General features: G+C 70.9%; 12 protein-coding genes. 5 read left to right on the top strand and 7 right to left on the bottom strand.

Going from position 1 to position 19663, the window contains the following annotated elements; translation table 11 throughout:
• Positions 1-72: 72 nt before the first annotated feature.
• Positions 73-876 (top strand): DUF4190 domain-containing protein, encoded by an 804-nt coding sequence (locus tag J7I98_RS06720; protein WP_214919635.1) that lies wholly within the window; start codon positions 73-75, stop codon positions 874-876.
• A gap of 87 nt (positions 877-963) precedes the next feature.
• Here J7I98_RS06720 and J7I98_RS06715 read toward each other — a convergent pair whose 3' ends face one another.
• Positions 964-1743 carry an HNH endonuclease family protein gene (locus J7I98_RS06715; protein ID WP_214919634.1) on the bottom strand — a complete coding sequence of 260 codons (780 nt, stop codon included), beginning with the start codon at positions 1741-1743 and terminating at the stop codon, positions 964-966.
• Positions 1744-1878: 135 nt separating this feature from the next.
• On the opposite strand from J7I98_RS06715, the gene J7I98_RS06710 reads away from it, so the two are divergent.
• Complete coding sequence (locus J7I98_RS06710; RefSeq protein WP_214919633.1) at positions 1879-3171, top strand: SGNH/GDSL hydrolase family protein; 1293 nt, start codon at positions 1879-1881, stop codon at positions 3169-3171.
• Between the two features lie 93 nt (positions 3172-3264).
• Here the strand turns inward: J7I98_RS06710 and mfd are convergent, their stop codons facing one another.
• The 3 genes from mfd to J7I98_RS06695 form a co-directional block, all read right to left on the bottom strand.
• Positions 3265-6819, bottom strand: coding sequence for a transcription-repair coupling factor (gene mfd, locus J7I98_RS06705; protein ID WP_214919632.1), 3555 nt, complete (start codon positions 6817-6819; stop codon positions 3265-3267).
• Positions 6820-7036: 217 nt separating this feature from the next.
• Entirely contained in the window at positions 7037-9628 is a 2592-nt protein-coding gene (locus tag J7I98_RS06700; protein WP_214919631.1) for an ABC transporter permease, read from the bottom strand.
• Entirely contained in the window at positions 9625-10401 is a 777-nt protein-coding gene (locus J7I98_RS06695) for an ABC transporter ATP-binding protein (RefSeq protein WP_214919630.1), read from the bottom strand. The genes J7I98_RS06700 and J7I98_RS06695 overlap by 4 nt, the downstream gene beginning before the upstream one ends.
• 262 nt (positions 10402-10663) lie before the next feature.
• Between J7I98_RS06695 and J7I98_RS06690 the strand changes: the two genes are divergently transcribed.
• From J7I98_RS06690 to J7I98_RS06680, 3 genes are all read left to right on the top strand, one after another.
• Positions 10664-12283 carry an MFS transporter gene (locus J7I98_RS06690; RefSeq protein WP_374225080.1) on the top strand — a complete coding sequence of 540 codons (1620 nt, stop codon included), beginning with the start codon at positions 10664-10666 and terminating at the stop codon, positions 12281-12283.
• Between the two features lie 223 nt (positions 12284-12506).
• Positions 12507-12893, top strand: coding sequence for a DUF485 domain-containing protein (locus J7I98_RS06685; protein ID WP_214919629.1), 387 nt, complete (start codon positions 12507-12509; stop codon positions 12891-12893).
• On the top strand, positions 12890-14494 hold the full coding sequence (locus J7I98_RS06680) for a cation acetate symporter (RefSeq protein WP_308377691.1): 1605 nt from the start codon (positions 12890-12892) through the stop codon (positions 14492-14494). The genes J7I98_RS06685 and J7I98_RS06680 overlap by 4 nt, the downstream gene beginning before the upstream one ends.
• A 57-nt stretch (positions 14495-14551) precedes the next feature.
• Here J7I98_RS06680 and J7I98_RS06675 read toward each other — a convergent pair whose 3' ends face one another.
• From J7I98_RS06675 to J7I98_RS06665, 3 genes are all read right to left on the bottom strand, one after another.
• Entirely contained in the window at positions 14552-15445 is an 894-nt protein-coding gene (locus J7I98_RS06675; RefSeq protein WP_214919628.1) for a cellulose-binding protein, read from the bottom strand.
• A gap of 238 nt (positions 15446-15683) precedes the next feature.
• Positions 15684-18569 (bottom strand): SUKH-4 family immunity protein, encoded by a 2886-nt coding sequence (locus J7I98_RS06670; RefSeq protein WP_214919699.1) that lies wholly within the window; start codon positions 18567-18569, stop codon positions 15684-15686.
• Between the two features lie 5 nt (positions 18570-18574).
• On the bottom strand, positions 18575-19558 hold the full coding sequence (locus J7I98_RS06665; protein ID WP_214919627.1) for an SMI1/KNR4 family protein: 984 nt from the start codon (positions 19556-19558) through the stop codon (positions 18575-18577).
• Between the last annotated feature and the right edge of the window lie 105 nt (positions 19559-19663).

Raw genomic sequence — 19663 nt, 5'->3', positions numbered from 1 at the left:
CTCTGCTGTGATTACCGCATCGCAGCACGGGGCGGCAGGCAGTCCCGAACACACCTTGTCCGGAGGACATCCATGTCTCAGCACACGCAGCAGCCTCAGTTCCCGCAGGCGCCGGTGCCTGCCGCGCAGGCCCGGAACGGCCTGGGCACTGCCGCCCTGATCCTCGGCATCATCGGCGCACTGTCGGGTCTGATCCCGTTCCTCTTCTGGCTCGCCGGCATCCTCGGCATCATCGCCCTGATCATGGGCCTGGCCGGCCGTGGCCGCGCCAAGCGCGGCGAGGCCACCAACAAGGGCGTGGCCCTCACCGGCGCCATCCTGGGCCTGGTCTCCCTGATCATTTCGGTCGTCGGCGCGGTGATCCTGTTCAAGGCCGTGGGCGACGCAGTCGACGAGATCGACAAGGCGACCAACGGCGCGTCCGCGTCGAAGAAGTCGGGCGACGACTCCGCCAAGGGCGGCGACAAGGGCGGCGACAAGGCCGGCGAGACCCTGGCGGCCGGCGACTCGGCCCTCTACCCCGACAAGCTGACGGTCACCGTCTCCGAGCCCAAGCCGTACACCCCCAGCGAGTTCGCGGTCGGTCACACCAAGGGCAACAAGGCCTACCAGGTCACGATCGTCGTCGAGAACGCCGGCAAGGAGAAGTACGACGCCTCGCTCTTCACCACCGAGGCCCGCGCGGGCAAGGACGGCGTGGAGGCCGAGGGGGTCTACGACGACAAGGTCGGCAAGCCCCTCACCGGCAAGATCATGCCGGGCAAGAAGGTCACTCTGCAGCAGGCATTCGACGCCCCCGCCGACGCCAAGGACCTCACTGTCGAGGTCTCTCCCGGCATCACGTACGACGCCTCGCAGTGGGACCTGAAGCTCTGATCACCAGCAGTACCGCGAGACCGGGCAGGCCGTCGGAGGGGGACGGCCTGCCCGGTCTCGCGTTGTGCGTCAACGACGCGTTGTGCGTCAACGACCGAAACGCGCGGGCGCCTCGGTCGGCGCACCACCCGCGGGCAGCCGCTCGCCGGGGCACCCCGACAGCACACGCTTCATGGCGTCCCTCTCGGCACGGGTGACCCACAGCTCGTACTTCTCCTTCACGGCCACCTGCCGGGCCACGTACACACAGCGGTACGCCTTGTTCTTCGGCAGCCACGTCGCCGTATCGCCGTCGCTCTTGCGACGGTTGGCGGAGGAGTCGACGGCGAGCAGGTTCAGCGGGTCGTTGGCGAGCGCGATGCGCTTGCGGCGCTGCCACTTCTGGGCGCCCTTCTGCCAGGCGTCGGAGAGAGCGACGACATGGTCTATGTCGACCTTGCTGCGCCCGCGCACGAATTCCACGCGCTGTCCGGTGTACGGGTCCTTGGTGAGCGTCCCCGCCGCGACCTTGCAGTCCCCGCCGCCGCCACTGCGGAACCGCACGTCCACGAGGTCCCGCTTCAGTATGTCGTCGCGTGTACCGCACCCGTTCCCGTCGGTGTCGGCCCAGGCCCGCCCGAACTCCTCGCGCTCGTAACCGGTCCGAGGGGCGCGGCCCTTGACGGTCAGCGACTCGACGGCTGCGAGCGCCGACCCGGCCGGTGCCGTCGCCCCCGCCCCGTCCCGGCCGCCACTGTCACGGCCACCGCCGCCCGTCGTCTCCGGAGTACAGCCGGTGAGGGCGAGTGCGGAAGCGAGGGCGGCGACGGGGAGGGCTGTGCGGAGCGTACGTATCAAGGCGGTGCGTCCTGACGGGTCGGTAGGCATGCCGCCAGAATCCCACGGCCGTTCGCCGGTGGCCCGACCGCGCCCCAGGGAATAGCCGGACCCGCTCCGCGCTTGATCGTTGCGTGTGCACGTGATCAACAACATGGACATCGGAACACAACAGGGGTGGGAAACATGAGATCCAGGACTTCCTTACGACGTACGGGAGTTGCGCTGCTTTCGGCAGCCGCGCTGGCAGCGCTGCCGGTCGTCGGCGGGGCAGGACTGACGGGATCCGCGGGCGCCGTGGCGGCCGAGCAGCGTGGTGACGCGTGGCAGGGCGGCTGGGCAACTTCGCCGCAGGCGCCGACCGCGCCGTTCGGACCGAACTGGTCGCAACAGGGCTTCGACAACCACACGGTCAGGCAGGTCGTACGGGTCAGCACCGGCGGCACCAAGGCCCGTATCGAGCTGTCCAACCGCTACGGCAGCACCCCGCTCCGTATCACCGGCGCGACGGTGGCCCGTACGGACAAGGGGGCCGCCGTGCAGAAGGGTTCGGTCCGGCAGCTGTCCTTCGGAAAGGGGCGGTCGGTAACGATCCCGGCGGACGGCAAGGTGACCAGTGACGGGGTGCCGTTCAAGGTCAAGGCGCTGGAGTCGGTGACCGTCACGCTGTATCTGGCGGCGCCCACCGGCCCTGCCACCTTCCACACGTTCTCCGCCGCCACGAGCTACCGGGCGCAGGGCGACCACCGTTCGGACCGCGACGGTGCGGCGTTCAAGGAGACCAGCGACTCCTGGTACTACCTCACCGGGGTCGAGGTCACCGGTGGCAAGTCCGCGCGCCGCGACGGCGTGGTGACCTTCGGCGACTCCATCACCGACGGCGTCGGATCCTCGCTGAACACGAACAACCGCTACCCCGACGAGCTGGCTGAGCGCTTCGCTGCCACCGGGCACCCCCGCAGCGTCCTCAACCACGGGATCGGCGGCAACCAGGTCACCAATGACACGACCTGGGCCGGGGAGAAGGGCATCGCCCGCTTCAAGAAGGACGTGCTCACCGAGCCGGGCGTGCGCACGGTCATCGTGCTGGAGGGCATCAACGACATCGGGGGCAGCGGACCGAGCTTCCCGGGCGGCCCGACCCCCGAGGTCTCGGTCAGCCAACTGATCGAGGGCCACCGCTCGTTGATCCGCCAGGCGCACGCCAAGGGCATCAAGGCAGTCGGCGCCACCCTGACGCCCATCAAGGGCTCGTTCTACGACGACGCCCAGAAGGTCAACGAGGCCAAGCGCGACGCGGTCAACCACTGGATCCGTACCTCCGGGGAGTACGACGCCGTGGTCGACCTGGACCGCGCCCTGGCCGACCCCTCCGACCAGGACCGCATGGCCACCGCCTACGACTCGGGCGACCACCTGCACCCGAGCGACGCCGGATACCGCGTGATGGCCGAGGCCGTCGACCTCGACGCGCTCTAGACAAACCGGCCGGGCGTGCCCGGGGCGCGCAGAAGCGACCCGGGCACGCCCGGCCAGTGCCGGCTACGACTGGCTACGACTGGCTACGACTGGCTACGACCCCAGGATCGTCGTGAGGAACTCCCCGGTCCACCCCAGCAGTTCGCGTCCCACCACCGGCTTGCCACCGATCTGGCCCGTCGTCGGGCGCGGGACCAGGATCTGGTGCGTGGCGGGCTTCAGCACCGTGCGCGGATACAACCGCTTCAGCCTCAGCTCCTGCGACTCCCGCAGTTCCACCGGGCCGAAGCGGATGTTGGGACCCGCGAGGGTGATGTCCGCGACGCCGCACGCCCGCGCCAGCATCCGCAGGCCGGCCACCAGCAGCAGGTTCTCGACCGGCTCCGGGAGCTTGCCGTAGCGGTCGGTGAGCTCCTCGCGTACGGCCTTGATGTCCTCCTCCGAGTTCGCCGAGGCGATCGCCCGGTACGCCTGGAGGCGCAGGCGCTCGCCCGGGGCGTAGTCGTGCGGAACGTGGGCGTCCACAGGAAGCTCGATCTTGACCTCCAGCGGCGGCTCCTCCTCCACGCCGCCCTCCACCGCCGCGCGGTAGTCGGCGACCGCCTCGCCCACCATGCGGATGTACAGGTCGAAGCCGACGCCCGCGATGTGACCGGACTGCTCGCCGCCGAGCAGGTTGCCCGCGCCTCGGATTTCGAGGTCCTTCATGGCGACGTACATGCCCGCGCCCATCTCGGTGTGCTGGGCGATCGTCGCGAGCCGCTCGTGCGCGGTCTCGGTCAGCGGCTTCTCCGGCGGGTAGAGGAAGTACGCGTAACCGCGGTCGCGGCCACGGCCCACACGACCGCGCAGCTGGTGGAGCTGGGAGAGGCCGAAGTTGTCGCCGCGCTCGACGATGAGGGTATTGGCGTTGGAGATGTCGATGCCCGACTCGACGATCGTCGTCGAGACCAGTACGTCGAACTTCTTCTCCCAGAAGTCGACGACAACCTGCTCCAGCGCGCTCTCCCCCATCTGCCCGTGCGCCGTGGCGATCCGCGCCTCCGGGACGATCTCGCGCAGCTTGGCGGCCGCCCGGTCGATCGACTCGACACGGTTGTGGATGTAGAAGACCTGGCCCTCGCGCAGCAGTTCGCGGCGGATCGCGGCGCCGATCTGCTTCTGCTCGTACGGGCCGACGAAGGTCAGCACCGGGTGGCGCTCCTCCGGCGGCGTCGTGATGGTCGACATCTCGCGGATGCCGGTGACCGCCATTTCGAGGGTGCGGGGAATGGGGGTGGCGGACATCGTCAGGACGTCGACGTTGGCGCGGAGCTTCTTCAGCTGCTCCTTGTGCTCGACGCCGAAGCGCTGCTCCTCGTCGACGATGACCAGGCCCAGGTCCTTGAACTTCGTCTCGGAGGAGAAGAGCCGGTGCGTGCCGATGACAAGGTCGACCGAGCCCTCGTTGAGGCCTTCGAGGGTCGCCTTCGCCTCGGTGTCCGACTGGAAGCGCGAAAGGGCCTTCACGACGACCGGGAACTGGGCGTACCGCTCGGAGAATGTCCCGAAGTGCTGCTGCACCAGCAGGGTGGTGGGGACGAGTACGGCGACCTGCTTGCCGTCCTGGACCGCCTTGAAGGCAGCGCGGACCGCGATCTCCGTCTTGCCGTAACCGACGTCGCCGCAGATCAGACGGTCCATGGGGATCGACTTCTCCATGTCCTCCTTCACCTCGGCGATGGTGGACAGCTGGTCGGGCGTCTCGACGTACGGGAACGCGTCCTCCAGCTCCCGCTGCCACGGGGTGTCCGGGCCGAAGGTGTGGCCGGGGGCCGCCATGCGCGCCGAGTAGAGCTTGATCAGGTCGGCGGCGATCTCCTTGACCGCCTTCTTCGCGCGCGCCTTGGTCTTCGTCCAGTCCGCGCCGCCGAGCCGGTGGAGGGTCGGGGCCTCGCCGCCCACGTACTTGGTGACCTGTTCGAGCTGGTCGGTGGGGATGTAGAGACGGTCACCGGGCTGGCCGCGCTTGGCCGGGGCGTACTCGACGAGGAGGTACTCGCGGGTCGCGCCCTGGACCGTGCGCTGGATCATCTCGACGTAACGGCCGACGCCGTGCTGCTCGTGGACGATGTAGTCGCCCGCCTGGAGCGTCAGCGGGTCGATGGTCTTGCGGCGGCGGGCCGGCATCCGGCCCAGTTCCTTGGTGGCGGTGCGCTGGCCGGTCAGGTCGGTCTCGGTCAGGACGGCCAGCTTGAGCGCCGGGTCCACGAAGCCGAAGTCGATCGAGCCGCATGCCACGTGGACGAGGGACGGCTCGACCGCCGACAGGTCCGCTTCGAGCCGGGCCGGGATTCCCTCGCTGCCGAGGACCTCCACGGTGCGCGCCGCCGGGCCGTGGCCCTCCGTGACGTACACCGTGCGCCAGCCGTCGGCCAGCCAGCCCTTGGTGTCGGCGAGCGCCCGCGCGGTGTCGCCGCGGTACGCCTCCGGGGCGTGCATGCCCAGCTTGAGGGTGCCCTCCGACTCGTCGGCTGATGTCACGGTGGAAAGCTCCTCGTCCGCCGCGAACGGCGCGACCGACCACCACATCATGTCCAGCTCGCGGGCCCGCTCCCGTACGTCCGCGATCCCGCGCAGCGACGCCGCGCCCACATCGATCGGGGCCTCGCCGCCGCCCGCCGTGGCCGCCCACGACGCCTGGAGGAACTCCTGCGACGTCGCCACCAGGTCGGCCGCCCGGGTCCGCACCCGCTCCGGGTCGCACACCAGCGCCATGGAGCCCTTGGGCAGGACGTCCAGGAGCAGCTCCATGTCGTCGACGAGGACGGGGGCGAGGGACTCCATGCCCTCCACGGCGATGCCCTCGGCGAGCTTGCCGAGCAGCTCGCCCAGCTCCGGGTGCGCCTCGGCGAGGGCGGCCGCCCGCTCCTTCACGCTGTCGGTGAGCAGCAGCTCGCGGCAGGGCGGCGCCCACAGGCCGTGCTCGGCGACCTCCAGGGAGCGCTGGTCGGCGACCTTGAAGTAACGGATCTCCTCGACGTCGTCGCCCCAGAACTCCACCCGGAGCGGGTGCTCCTCGGTCGGCGGGAAGACGTCGAGGATCCCGCCGCGTACCGCGAACTCGCCGCGCTTCTCGACCAGTTCGACCCGGGAGTACGCCGCTGCCGCCAGCGCTGCCGTGATGTCGCCCAGATCCGCGCTCTGCCCGGTCCGCAGCGCCACCGGCTCCAGGTCGCCCAGCCCCTTGACCTGCGGCTGCAGTACCGACCGTACGGGCGCCACGATCACGCTCACCGGGCCCGCGGACGGATCGTCGGCGCGGGGGTGCGCGAGGCGGCGCAGGACGGCGAGGCGGCGGCCCATCGTGTCGCTGCGCGGCGACAGGCGCTCGTGCGGCAGCGTCTCCCACGACGGGAACTCGACGACCCGGTCCTCGGGCAGCAGCGTGCGCAGCGCGGCGGCCAGGTCCTCGGCCTCGCGGCCGGTCGCGGTCACGGCGAGCACGGTCCTGCCGGTCTCGCGGGCCAGCGCGGCCACCGCGAAGGGGCGCGCGGCGGGCGGGCCGACCAGGTCGATGTGCATGCGGTTGCCGTCGGCGGCGGCCGTCACCGCTTCGGCGAGCGCCGGGTCTCGTACAACGGCATCCAGCAGACCGTGCAGGCTCATGAAGGGCTTCCGTCCGGGTAAGCGGGTGTGGTGTAGGCAACGCGAAGGACCCGACACGTGAACGGGCCGGGGTTCTTCCAGCCTACGGCTCGCTGCTGACAACCGCGTCCGCAATCCACCCCCACACAAACAGCCCGGCACACAAACAGCCCGGCCCGGGGTGTTCCTCGGAACACCCCGGGCCGGGCCCGCCCCCGCAGCGCCGCGCTCCGCCCCGCTAATCCGTGGCGATCGCGTTCAGTACGTTCATCCGCCCCGCCCGGAACGCCGGGACCAGCGCCGCGAACAGGCCCACGAAGGCCGAGGCCACGAAGACCGTGATGATCGTCGGCCACGGGATGTCCAGGATGCCCAGGCCCTCCAGGGCCAGCAGCTTCTGCGCCGACGTGCCCCAGCCCATGCCCAGGCCGAGGCCCAGCAGGGCGCCGAACAGGGCGATGACCACCGACTCCAGGCGGATCATGCGGCGCAGCTGGCGGCGTGAGAGGCCGATGGCCCGCATCAGACCGATCTCCCTGGTCCGCTCGACGACCGACAGGGCCAGCGTGTTCACCACACCCAGCACGGCGACGATGATCGCGAGGGCCAGCAGGCCGTAGACGATGTTGAGCAGCTGGCCGACCTGGTCCTTGAGGTCCTGCTTGAAGTCGGCCTGGTTCTGCACCTTGTACTGCGGGTACTCGGACAGCGTGTCCTTGAGCGCGGCGTACGCGGCTTCCTCCTTGCCTTCCACCGCCTTCGCGTACATGACCGGGTTCAGCGGCATCCTGTCGGCCGGCAGGTACTGAGCCGCGGTCGTGATGTTGGTGTACATCGCGCCCTCGTCGACGTCCGTGTCGTCCGAGGTGATCGCCGCGATCTTGAGCTTCGCGGTCTCGCCGCCCTTGAAAGCGACCGTCATCTCGTCGCCGACCTTGATGCCGTGCTTCTTGGCGTACGTGTCGCCGACGGACATGGCGTTCTTGCCGTACGCCGCCGACAGTTCACCGGCGACGGTCTCGCGCCGCAGGTCGCTGGTGTACGTCGGGTCGGCGGCGGCCAGTTCCGTCTCCTCCGACGTGCCGTCGGGGGCGGTCAGCTCGGCCTCGATGCCCTTGTAGCTGGTGAAGTGCTCGATGCCGGGGACGGCGCGCAGCGCCTTCTCCGCCTCGGGCACGATCGGCCCGCTGGGGCCGCTGCGGACGATGAAGTCCGCGCCGACCGACTTGTCGAGCTGGTCCGTCGCCGACGCGACCATCGAGGAGCCGACCACCGACAGGCACGCCACCAGCGCGAGGCCGATCATCAGGGCCGCGCCGGTCGCTCCCGTACGCCGGGGGTTGCGCAGCGCGTTGCGCTCGGCCATCCGGCCGACGGGGCCGAACATCCGCAGCACGAGGGCGCTGAGCACCCGCACCACACCCCCGGCGAGCAGCGGTCCGACGACGATGAAGCCGATGAGCGTGAGAACGACACCGCCGCCGAGGAGCAGCGCGCCGTCGCTCGCCTTGTCCGCCTGCGCCGTCAGGTAGAGCAGCGCGCCACCCGTACCGGTCAGGACCAGGCCGATCCCGGCCCGTATCCAGCCTGCCTTGGCGTCCGCCGGAGTCCCGGCGTCGCGCAGTGCGGCCATCGGGGAGACCTGGCCGGCCCGCCGGGCGGGGATGTAGGCGGCGACGACGGTGACGATGATGCCGAGTGCGAGGCCGACGGCCGGGGTCGTCCAGGCCACGGTCAGGTCCTCGGTGGACAGCTCCATGCCCATGGATCCCATGAGCTTCATCAGGCCGACGGCGAGGCCGACACCGGTGCCGACACCGGCGATCGAACCGACGATGCCCAGCAGCAGCGCCTCCACCAGCACGGACCTGTTGATCTGCTTGCGGCTGGAGCCGATGGCCCGCATCAGGCCGATCTCGCGGGTGCGCTGGGTGACCAGCATCGAGAAAGTGTTGACGATCAGGAAGATGCCGACGAGGAAGGCGATTCCGGCGAAGCCGAGCATCGCGTACTTCATCACGTCGAGGAAGGAGCCGACGTCCTCACGGCCCGAGTCGGCGGCCTCCTTCGCGGTCTGGAGCTTGTACGCCGCCGAGTCTCCGGGCGCACTGAGCGCACTCGCGACGTCCTGCTTCAACTGCGTGTCGCTGACGCCCTGTTCGGCGGTGACCGCGATGTGCGTGAAGGTGTCCGGCTTGCCCAGCAGCTTCTGCTGCGAGGTCGCGGTGTCGAAGTACACGACGGTCGCCCCCGGGTTGGTCACCTTGAAGGAGGCGATGCCGGAGATCTTGGCGCCGAAGTCGCCGGTGACGGCTATGGTCCGCAGCTCGTCGCCCAGCTTCAGGCCGTGCTTGTCCGCGGTGTCGGCGTCGACCATCACCTCGGTGGGCCCGCGCGGGGCGTGTCCCGAGGTGATCTCCATGGCCTTGAGGTCGTTCTGCGTCCAGTTGCCGGCGATGGTCGGTGCGCCGGTGTCGGAGCCCATGTTCTTGTTGTCGCTGTTGACGACGGTCACGGACATGCTGGTCACGGCGCCTTCGGCGGACTTCACGCCGTCCGCCTTCGCCACCTTCTCGACGACGGAAGCGGGCAGCGCCTCGGGCCTGCCGGTCCGCGGGCCCTCGTCGTCGCCGACCTCGGCGGACTTGGGGCTGACGGTGACATCGGCCGCGGTCGCGGCGAAGAGCTTGTCGAACGTCGTGTTCATGGTGTCGGTGAAGACGAGCGTGCCGCACACGAACGCCACCGAGAGGAGGACCGCGACGGCGGAGAGCGCCATCCGTCCCTTGTGCGCGACGAAGTTGCGCATGGAGGTCCTGAGGACAGTCATGACGTCCGCCCGCGCGCGTCGAAGTCCTTCATGCGGTCGAGGACCTGCTCGGCGGTCGGGGAGAACATCTCGTCGACGATCCGGCCGTCCGCGAGATACAGCACCCGGTCCGCGTACGAAGCGGCGACCGGGTCATGGGTGACCATCACGATGGTCTGGCCCAGCTCGTCCACCGACGTGCGCAGGAAGTCCAGCACCTCCGCTCCCGCCCGGGAGTCGAGGTTTCCGGTCGGCTCGTCGCCGAAGATGATCTCGGGGCGGGCGGCGAGGGCCCGCGCCACGGCTACTCGCTGCTGCTGGCCGCCGGACAGCTGCGTCGGCCGGTGCTTGAGGCGGTCCCCGAGACCGACCGTCTCCACCACCCTGTTCAGCCACGCGGCGTCCGGTTTGCGGCCCGCGATGTCCATCGGCAGCGTGATGTTCTCCAGGGCGTTGAGCGTCGGCAGCAGGTTGAAGGCCTGGAATATGAAACCGATCCGGTCCCTGCGCAGCTGCGTGAGCTTCTTGTCCTTGAGCTTGGTGATCTCGGTTTCGTCGAGATGGATCTCGCCCGACGTCACGGTGTCCAGGCCGGCCAGGCAGTGCATCAGCGTCGACTTGCCGGAGCCGGACGGGCCCATGATGGCGGTGAACTGCCCCCGGTTGATGTCCACATCGACGTGGTCGAGCGCGACGACGCGGGTCTCCCCCGCCCCGTACGCCTTGACGACCTGCCGCGCCCTCGCGGCAACGGCCGTACGCCCGCCGGCGCCCTCTTGCCTGGTCATGGTCATGGCCGTTGTCACGGTAAATCTCCTAGGTCGTCGATCGAGCACGTCGAATCTGCGATCAGCCGTAAGAACAAGCTAAGGAACGGACCCCGCCCACCTCGTCCTCCACCGGGACGAACGCCCCCTGGCCAGAAGTAAGGAGATCCCCCTAGGGGCTCTCCACCCTCAGGTGGAGCCGTACTCGGGGACGCTGCACCCTCCCGCTGCGCGACCTGCGGGTGAGAAGGTGTCGAGAGCCAGATACGTGCACGGTGAAGGGATCTTGGTGAGCGGCGCAAGCGGCACTGCGGGCACGACCGGCAACACGGGCGGCACAGGCGGCGCCGGCAGTCCGGACGGCACGGGCGGCACGGACAGCACCGGCCCGATACGCACCGCCCGCCGCGGCCCGGTCGTCGCCGCGCTCATGCTCGGCATGGCACTGGCCGCCCTCGACGGCACGATCGTCTCCACCGCCGTCCCCCAGATCGTCGGCGACCTGGGCGGATTCGCCATCTTCTCCTGGCTGTTCTCCGGCTATCTCCTCGCCGTGACCGTCACCCTCCCGGTGTACGGAAAGCTCTCCGACACCTTCGGCCGCAAGCCCGTCCTGATCGCGGGCATAGCCCTGTTCCTCCTCGGCTCGCTCCTCTGCGCCTGTGCCTGGAACATGGGCAGCCTGATCGCGTTCCGTATCGTCCAGGGCCTCGGCGGCGGCGCCATCCAGGGCACCGTCCAGACCATCGCCGCCGACCTCTACCCCCTCAAGGAACGCCCGAAGATCCAGGCGAAGCTGTCGACCGTGTGGGCGGTGTCGGCCGTCGCGGGCCCGGCGCTCGGCGGGCTGCTCGCCGCGTACGCCGACTGGCGCTGGATCTTCCTCGTCAACCTGCCGGTCGGCGGCGTCGCCCTCTGGCTCATCGCCCGCCACCTGCACGAAGGCGCCCGTACGACGTCGCGTACGGCCACCCGCCCCCGTATCGACTGGGCGGGCGCCCTGGCCGTTTTCGCCTGCGGCGGCCTGCTGCTCTTCGCCCTCGTCCAGGGCGGCGTCGCCTGGCCCTGGCTCTCCGCGCCCTCCCTGGCCCTGTTCGGCGGGAGCGCTCTTCTCGCCGCCGCGACCGTCGTCATCGAACGCCGCGCAGCCGAGCCGATCATCCCGGGGTGGGTGTGGCGCAGGCGCACCATTGCCGCCGTCAATCTCGCCCTCGGCGCGCTCGGCCTCCTCATGGTCGCGCCGACCGTGTTCCTGCCCACCTACGCCCAGTCGGTCCTCGGTCTCGGCCCGATCGCCGCCGGTTTCGTCCTGTCGATCATGACGCTGAGCTGGCCGGTCTCCGCCGCGCTGAGCCAGCACGCGTACAACCGCATCGGCTTCCGGCTGACCGCGATCATCGGCATCGGCTGCTCGACGCTGATCCTGCTCGCCTTCCCGCTGCTGCCGTTCCCGGGCGCCGCGTGGCAGCCCGCCCTGATCATGCTGCTGCTCGGCGCGGCGCTCGGCCTCTTCCAGCTGCCCCTGATCGTCGGCGTCCAGTCGACGGTGGGCTGGTCGGAGCGCGGCACGACGACCGCGTCGGTCCTCTTCTGCCGGCAGGTGGGCCAGTCCGTCGGCGCGGCCCTCTTCGGCGCGATCGCCAATGCCACGCTCGCTTCCAAACTCGCCGCCGCGCCCGACGGGATACGGAACGGGCTGCCCGGCGACCTCGATTCCGTCTCGCACGCGCTGGGCGATCCGGGCTCGCTCACCGCAGAGGCCGCCGACTATCTGCGGCGGGCCGTGGACACCGCCGTCGACCATGTCTACGTGGGCGCGGCGATCGCGGCGGGCGTCGCTCTGCTCGTGCTCGTCTTTGTCGCGCCGCGTCGCTTCCCTGTCCTGGGAGAAGACAAACCGGTCGGCTGAAACGGGCCTTCTCGACCCGTTACCACCAGTAAGGTTTCGGGAGCGTCTCATTACCCGAGGTAACTGCCTGATTCCCGGTGCGAGTTCGTACGAAAGGCTCGCCGGGGCGACTACCCCTGGGTAACGTACGCGACCCCACAAGCGCCCCGCCGCCGCTCCCGGCCCCGGTCGCGCTCCTCCCTGCACCCGCTCGGGTACCAGCCGCGCAAGGAGAAGCCCGTACATGCCGCACTACCCGGAATACCTGTACCCCTGGCAAAGCTCCAAGCCTGTCCCACCCGTACCGCCGCAGCCCGTCCCCGCCCACACCGGCATTCCCGGCCACCACAGCGACCTGCGCCAACTGCGTTCGGCGTACCGCCGCCTGCGCCGCGTCGCCACCCTCACCGCCCTCGGCTATTTCACGCTCTTCCTGATCCTCTCCGGCTACGCGCCCGGCCTGATGGGCAGCGAGCTGCCGGGCGGTCTCAACACCGGCCTGCTGCTGGGCCTCTGCCAGCTCCCCGTCACCCTCGTGGCCATCACGGTGTACGAGAAGTCCGCCCGCCGCAGAGTCGACCCGCTCTCCGAGAACCTCCGCAACCAAGCGTCGCGGGGGGCGGCCCGGTGACCGGATTCAGCGACTCCACGCAGGAAATCTCCCTGGTCGCCTTCATCGCCGTGGCGACAGTGACGCTGCTGATGTGCGTGATGACCGGGCCCGACCGCGACGACCTCGCCGAGTTCTACACGGGCTACCGCTCGCTCTCCCCCATGCGCAACGGCCTGGCCATAGCGGGCGACTACATCTCGGCGGCCACCGTCCTCGGCACGATCGGCGTCATCTCCCTCACCGGCTACGACGGCGTCGTACTGGCCCTGAGCACGGCACTCTCCCTCGTACTCCTGATGTTTCTGCTGGCCGAACCCCTGCGCAACGCGGGCCGGTTCACCATGGGCGACGCCCTCGCCCGCCGCGCGCCCAGCCGCGCCGTACGCATCACCGCCAGCGCCGTCACGCTCGCCGCGCTGCTCCCCCTGATGGTCGTACAGCTCGCGGGCGCCGGCCACTTGCTCTCCTTCATCCTGGGCTTCGAGGGCTCGGGATTCAGGACCAGCTGCATCGTCCTGCTGGGCGTACTGATGATCAGTTACGCCGCCATCGGGGGCATGAAGGGCACCGCTCTCATCCAGATCATCAAAACCGTCTTCCTGCTGGGCGCGGGCGTGGCGGTCGCCGTCCTCGTCCTCAACCACTTCGACTGGAGCACCGGCGGGCTGCTGGGCGCGGCCAGGGACGGCAGCGGCGCGGGCGATGCCTACCTGAGGTCGGGGCTCCAGTTCGACGGCAACGAACTCGACATGATCAGCTCGGAGTTGACGGTCGTCCTGGGCGCCGCCTGCCTCCCCCACATCACGATGCGCATGTACAGCTCGCGCAACGCACTCGCCGTACGCCGCTCGATGTCCTGGGCGGTCTCGGTCGTCGTCTTCTTCTGCCTGCTCATCACGGTGATCGGCTTCGGCGCGGCGGCGCTCGTCGGCCGCCCGACGATCACTACGCACGACCCGCAGGGCAACACCTCGATCCTGCTGGTCACTCAGGCCCTGCTGGGCGCCGACGCATCCGCCCTCGAAACCCTGATCTTCACGTCCGTGACCACCGCGATCTTCCTCACCCTTCTCGCCTCGGTCGCGGGCATGATCCTGGCGTGCGCGAACTCGCTCGCCCACGACCTCTTCGCCCACGGCGTCCGCAAATCCCTCGTGCGGGACGCGACAGAGATGGGCGTGGCCAGGGCGGCGGCAGTCGGAGTCGGCCTCCCCGCGATCGTCCTCGCGGTCCTGGCCCGCCACTGGAACGTACAGCCGCTCGTCACCCTTTCCTTCTGCATCGGCGCATCCGCCCTCGCCCCGGCCCTCGTCTACAGCCTCTTCTGGCGCCGCTTCACGCGCACCGGCCTGATGTGCACCCTCATCGGCGGCACGCTGTGCGTCTTCGTGCTGATCACGGGCACCAACCTGGTCTCGGGATCGCCCCATTCCGTCTTCCCCGCCCAGGACTTCAACTGGTACCCGTTCACCACGACAGGCCTGGTCTCGATCCCGTTCGGCTTCTTCATGGGCTGGCTCGGTACGTTCCTGAGCCGCCGAAAATCCGGCGATCAGCGGCGCCAGTACGAGGCGGTGGAGGCGTGGATCCTGGCCGGGGCGGGGGGCGGCAGCCGGTGACGACCCCGGGCGGCCCTGGTCGGACCAGGGCCGCCGCCTCCCCCTCGTCGGACCTGGTCACCCCTCTGCCGTCGCCCGGCCCGTCAGAGTGGCCAGGCTGGTGCGTACATGGGTCATGTGGGCCTGCATCTCCTCGCCGGCCTCCTCGTGCTCGCGCAGGATGCGTTCCGTCTCGCGTGCGATGCGCTCCTCGCTCACCCGGGCCTGCGCCAGCAGCTCCGCCGCCTGAGCCTCCGCGTCCTCCTGGCCGTGGCGGGCCGCCTCCTCCGCCTCGGCCAGGGCGCGCTTGGCATCAGCCAGGGTGCCCTCGGCGTGCGCCGTCAGCTCGGCGTGGCGTGCGTCGAACAGGGCCTGGTGACCCGCGAGTTCACGCCCCACCGCCTCCCAGCGCTCGGCGTGTTCCTCGCGCTGGGCGGCGAGCAGGGCGGCCGTACGCTGCCGCGTCTCCTTCAGCGCCCCGACCGCCTCGCCCCGCACCTCCTTCACGTACCGGCGTGCGCCGATCCGGGCCTCGTCGGCGGTGGCCTGTGCGGTGTTGAGGAGCTGCTGGGCGCAGGCCTCGGCGTCCGCCCGTACCTTGTCGGCGTACGCACGCGCCGCGTCCCGGATCTTGGCCGCCTCCGCCTCGGCCGCGTCGTGCAGCGCCTGCGCGTCGTCGCGTGCCGCGGCGGCCACCGCCGCGACCTCCTCCTCGACCACCGCGAGGAGGTTCTGGGCGCCCTTGCCGAGGTTCTCGTACGTCTGCGGGGCGAGCCCTGCCGCCAGCCGGCAGACCTCGGCCGCCTCGGCCTCCATGTCCCTGGCGAGGACGGTGAGGCGCGCTGCGCGCTCCCACGCGGCGTCGCGGTCCCGGGAGAGCCGGGCGACTTGGCGTTCCACCTGTTCCTGGCGGTAGCCGCGGCCTCGTACGACGACGAAGCCGTGAGGTGACGGTGAAACCGATGCATTCATCCTTGAAGCCTCTCTCCGACACACAACGCAGTCCGCGCAATCTTGACGGATCAAGATGAAGTGCTCATAACGCGACACTCCGCCCGACTCGTTCGGTCAAGGGTGCGTGATTTGTTGTCAGAAATCGGAAAGGGATGGCTAGATCGGATCGTGCGTTGCATATGACTGAGGCGCCCGACCCGTTCTGCGGGGGTCGGGCGCCTCAGTCGTACGTACACACTTCAGCCGGGTCGGCCGGTCAGATCAGGCCGTCCCACATCTGCTCCAGCAGCACCGACCACCAGCTCTCCGGCGACGACAGCGCCGCCGGGTCCAGCGCGGCGAGCTGCGCCTGGAAGTCGACCGTCCAGCGGCCCGCCTGTTCCGGCGTGAGCCCGAAGCGCAGTCGCCACATCCGGCCGAGCAGGGCCAGCGAGCGCGCGAACTCGGGCAGCCCGGTGTTCACGAACTGCGGCGGTACGGGCCGGCCGCCTGGGCCCGCCTCCACCGGTACGGCGACGATGTTCGCCGTACCGTACTGAACGCAGATCGCGCGTCCGAAGTCGCTGCCCATGACGAGGTACGAGCCCGCGTCCGAGGCCGGCTGCACCCCACGCTGGGCGGCGAGTTCCGCCAGCGTCGGGACCGGCTGCCCCGGCACCGCCTGCGCCCAGAAGAACGGCCCGAAGTCGATCGGCAGGCCCGCCCAGACGAGCGTGCGGCCGACGATCTCCGGTACGCCCTGACGCGATACGGCGGCCTGGTCGAAGCGGAAGATGCCCTGCGGCCCGAAGGCCCCCGCCAGCTCGTGCGCGACCCCCTCGGGCGGGATCGGCGGCGCCTGCATCAGCTGGCCGGGGTGCGGCAGCGGCACCCGTACCGGCGCAGGTCGCGCCGGACCGTCCGCGACCTGGTGCAACTCGCCCTGGTGGGTGAGGAGATGCTGCATGCCCTGCTGACGGCTGGCGTGATCGGTGCCGTACGGCGCGACGCTCGTGATCCGCACCTGGGGCCAGGTCTCGCGGATCATACGGGCGCAGTAACCACCGGGCAGCTCGCACGACTCCAGCTCGGTGTGGAGTTCGAGCACCTGCTGCGGCGGCACGTTCATGGCGCGCAGCTCGTGCAGGATCTGCCACTCGGGGTGCGGCGTACCGGGCGCGGAGCGGCGGATGAGCTGCTGCTCGCTGCCGTCCTGGGCGCGGTAGCGCAGTACGGCCTGGTAGCCGGGGCCCACGGTCGGCACACCGGTCGGCGCGGGCGGCTGCGGGTAGCCGTACGCCTGGGGCTGCGGAGCCTGGGGGGCGTGCGGCTGCTGGGGCATGGGTGCCTGGGCCATGGGCGGCTGCGGAGCGGCGCCGGGCGGCGTCCCGGGGGCACCGGGCGGACCCGGGGGCCGGGGAGCACCGGGCGGCGGCCCGACCTGGCCGGGCCCGGCCAACATGGTCGCCGCGTGATGCACACCGCCGCCGGGAGGGCCGGGAGGCTGGGGGGCACCCGGAGCGCCGGGAGGACCGGGGGGCTGCGGAGCACCGGGCGTACCGGGCGCGCGGGGAGGACCGGGCGGGCCGGGAGGCTGCGGAGCACCGGGCATGCCACCGCCCTGGCTCGGGTCGGCAAACATCGTCGCCGCCTGGTGAACACCCCCACCCGGAGGCGGCGTGGGAGAGGCGGGCGCACCCGGCGGCTTCGGCCCGTCGGGGTCGAGCGCCGATACGAGCTGGGTCGGTACGTACCCACCCGCCGGGGCACCGGGCGTACCCGGCCCCGACGGCGGCGGAACCGCACCCGGCCCCGCTCCCGGCGTACCGGGGGCGCCGGGCGGCGGAGGAGTCGTAGAACCGCCGCCCCGCGGACCGCGCGGCGGCAAGGCGGCCTTGCTGGTCGCGGCGTCGGCGATGTCGCGGGCGCCTGGGGACCCTGCGGGCGACTGGGGCGACGGGGGCGAGGCGGGTGACGCGGGCGGCTGCGCACCCGGAAGGGCCGGGGCGATCGCGGTCGAGGGCAACTGGCTCCCACCCGACATCAGCGCCGTCTTGGCCTCCGGCGCCACACCGGGCGGCGGGGTGTCGTCATCGTCGGAGCCGGAGAGCGGCGGCGCGAAAACGGTGGCCGGAAGCGGAACTGACATGTCGTCCCCGGCCCCGTTGGTGTCCGTACCGGCCCAGGGGGTTGCCCCTGCGGGCACGCCTGCGGAGGCGGTGGGGTCGTAGCCGCCCTGGGAGCCTCCGGCGGTGGGCCAGGGAGTGCCCCCGGACCCGTGCTCGGCCTGCGAAGCGTTCTCACTCCCACCCGAGCCTGCACCGGCACCGGCCCAGCCGTCACCGGAGGACGCCGAACCCACGGAACCTGCAAGGGGCCAGTCGCCACCTTCGGAAGGCGAACCAGCACTGTCCTGCGGGCCGTTGGCCCCAGGGCCGGCCGCGAACGAAGGCGAACCCGCAACCTGCGGACCCTCCGCGCCGACGCCGGCAGATCCGTCGGCGGCAGCGGCATCGGCCCAACTGCCGCTGCCGGAAGGCGAACCAGCGCCGACCCCGACCGAAGGCGAGACCGCAGCCCCGGAAGCGGATCCGGCACCGGCCGACGCGTCAGCGCCGATGCCTGCGCGGCCGCCCGCCGAAGGGGAAGCCGCACCCCCGCTGACCGAGTCCGCCCAACTACCGCCCGCAGCAGGCGGAAGCGAACCCGCAGGCACGCCCGTACCGGCATCGGCACCAGAGCCAGCGTCATCCGCACCCGCGTCCCCGCGCCGGTGGTCCGGAATGCCCATCTTGTCTGCCGCGTCCTGGAGCCACTCCGGCGGCGTCAGCAGGAACGACGTCTGTTCCAGGTCTATCCGCTGCGCCGGCGGCGGACCCGCGTCGTCCGCCGGTGACGTGTCCGGCGTCCCGTACTCCTCCTCGTACCGGCGGATCACCTCACCCACCGGCAGGCCGGGCCACAGGGTGGCCTCGCCGCTGTCGCGGGCGATGACGAGGCGCTGGCGCCCGCCGTCCGAGGTCGGGCCGTCCACGCGGTCCTCCGCCCAGACCACGAAGCCGAGTTCGAACTCGCGCACCCGCACCTCACGGTGCGACGGCGCGGGTACGTCCCCGTTGACCCACTCTTCCGCGCGCTCCTGCGCCTGCGCGAACGTCACCATCGCGCTCACCCCTCGTTCGGTACGGGGACGGCGCGCGCGAAGCCGCCGTCCACCATCAGGTTCGCCACGGTCTCCAGCTCCGGCGGGTTGCCCGCGAGCCGCTGCAAAAACGCGTCGAAGTCGTCGCCGCACGGCAGCAGCAGCCGCTCCACGCGCTCGTGCACCGTCCAGCCGTCGCGGTCCCGCGCGTCGTCGTACGCGACGAACCACACCGAGCCGGTTTCGCCGCCCCTGACCTTCACCGCCAGCAGGCCGCCCTGCACGAAGGCGACGCCCAGGTAGTCCTTCGTCATGTGGTCGCGCAGGCACTTGTTGACGTACACCAGGTCATTGACCGCCGCCTCGTCGCGCACCGTGAAGAACGGCTGGTCGACCAGCAGCCCCAGCTCCGCGTCCAGCGCCGCACCCACCGGCGCGCAGCCGCCCGCCGCCTTCAGGAACGAGCGGTACGCGCCGGGCAGCCGGTAGCCGAGGTCTTCCTCCACGCCCAGGATCTGCTGCTCGCTCACCGATACGGAACCCTTCGGCAGCCCGAAATGGACCGGCCGGGTCTCCTGCAGCTGGCGCGTGCCGCGCTTGTCCTGGTCGACGGCGGCCGTCGTGAGTCCGCCGTGGTGGCGCAGCAGCGCCTTCACCTCGACCGGTACCAACTCCATGCGCCGCGTGCCCGCTACGTGGTGCCAGGTCCAGCCGTGCGGGGTCGCGACCGCCGGAACGGTGTCCCACAGCTCGTGGCCGCCGGCGGCCAGCGCCGCATTGGCGGACACGTAGTCGGTGAGGCGCAGTTCGTCCACGCCGAAGCCCTCCGGGGGCTCCGCGATCTCCGCGGCGGCACGTGCGTACGGCGAGAAAACCGGGTGGCCGTCTTCGTCCACGCGCACACCCTTGGGGTGGCGGGAGGCCCGGACCGGGTCCGGGAAGTGCACGACCTGCCCGGCGTAGGCCGCGTTCGGTGGCGCGGCTTGCTGCCCGAGCCGACCTGTCGTCATGGCGGTTGCCCCCTGCTGCTTCTGGCTGGTTCGCACAGCCTATGCGGTGGGACAACGGGGGGGCCCGCCCCTCGCCTTGCGTAACGAACCGTCACGCCCGCGTCA

Source organism: Streptomyces sp. ISL-98, assembly GCF_018614055.1.
Classification (GTDB): Bacteria; Actinomycetota; Actinomycetes; order Streptomycetales; family Streptomycetaceae; genus Streptomyces; species Streptomyces spiramyceticus.
Note: the sequence above shows the minus strand (reverse complement) of the source record. Positions and strands in the feature narration are given on the sequence as shown.

Coding starts and splice junctions, on each gene's coding strand:
- J7I98_RS06720 (WP_214919635.1), top strand. CDS start 73: ATGTCTCAGCACACGCAGCAGCCTCAGTTCCCGCAGGCGCCGGTGCCT.
- J7I98_RS06715 (WP_214919634.1), bottom strand. CDS start 1,743: ATGCCTACCGACCCGTCAGGACGCACCGCCTTGATACGTACGCTCCGC.
- J7I98_RS06710 (WP_214919633.1), top strand. CDS start 1,879: ATGAGATCCAGGACTTCCTTACGACGTACGGGAGTTGCGCTGCTTTCG.
- mfd (WP_214919632.1), bottom strand. CDS start 6,819: ATGAGCCTGCACGGTCTGCTGGATGCCGTTGTACGAGACCCGGCGCTC.
- J7I98_RS06700 (WP_214919631.1), bottom strand. CDS start 9,628: ATGACTGTCCTCAGGACCTCCATGCGCAACTTCGTCGCGCACAAGGGA.
- J7I98_RS06695 (WP_214919630.1), bottom strand. CDS start 10,401: ATGACCATGACCAGGCAAGAGGGCGCCGGCGGGCGTACGGCCGTTGCC.
- J7I98_RS06685 (WP_214919629.1), top strand. CDS start 12,507: ATGCCGCACTACCCGGAATACCTGTACCCCTGGCAAAGCTCCAAGCCT.
- J7I98_RS06675 (WP_214919628.1), bottom strand. CDS start 15,445: ATGAATGCATCGGTTTCACCGTCACCTCACGGCTTCGTCGTCGTACGA.
- J7I98_RS06670 (WP_214919699.1), bottom strand. CDS start 18,569: ATGGTGACGTTCGCGCAGGCGCAGGAGCGCGCGGAAGAGTGGGTCAAC.
- J7I98_RS06665 (WP_214919627.1), bottom strand. CDS start 19,558: ATGACGACAGGTCGGCTCGGGCAGCAAGCCGCGCCACCGAACGCGGCC.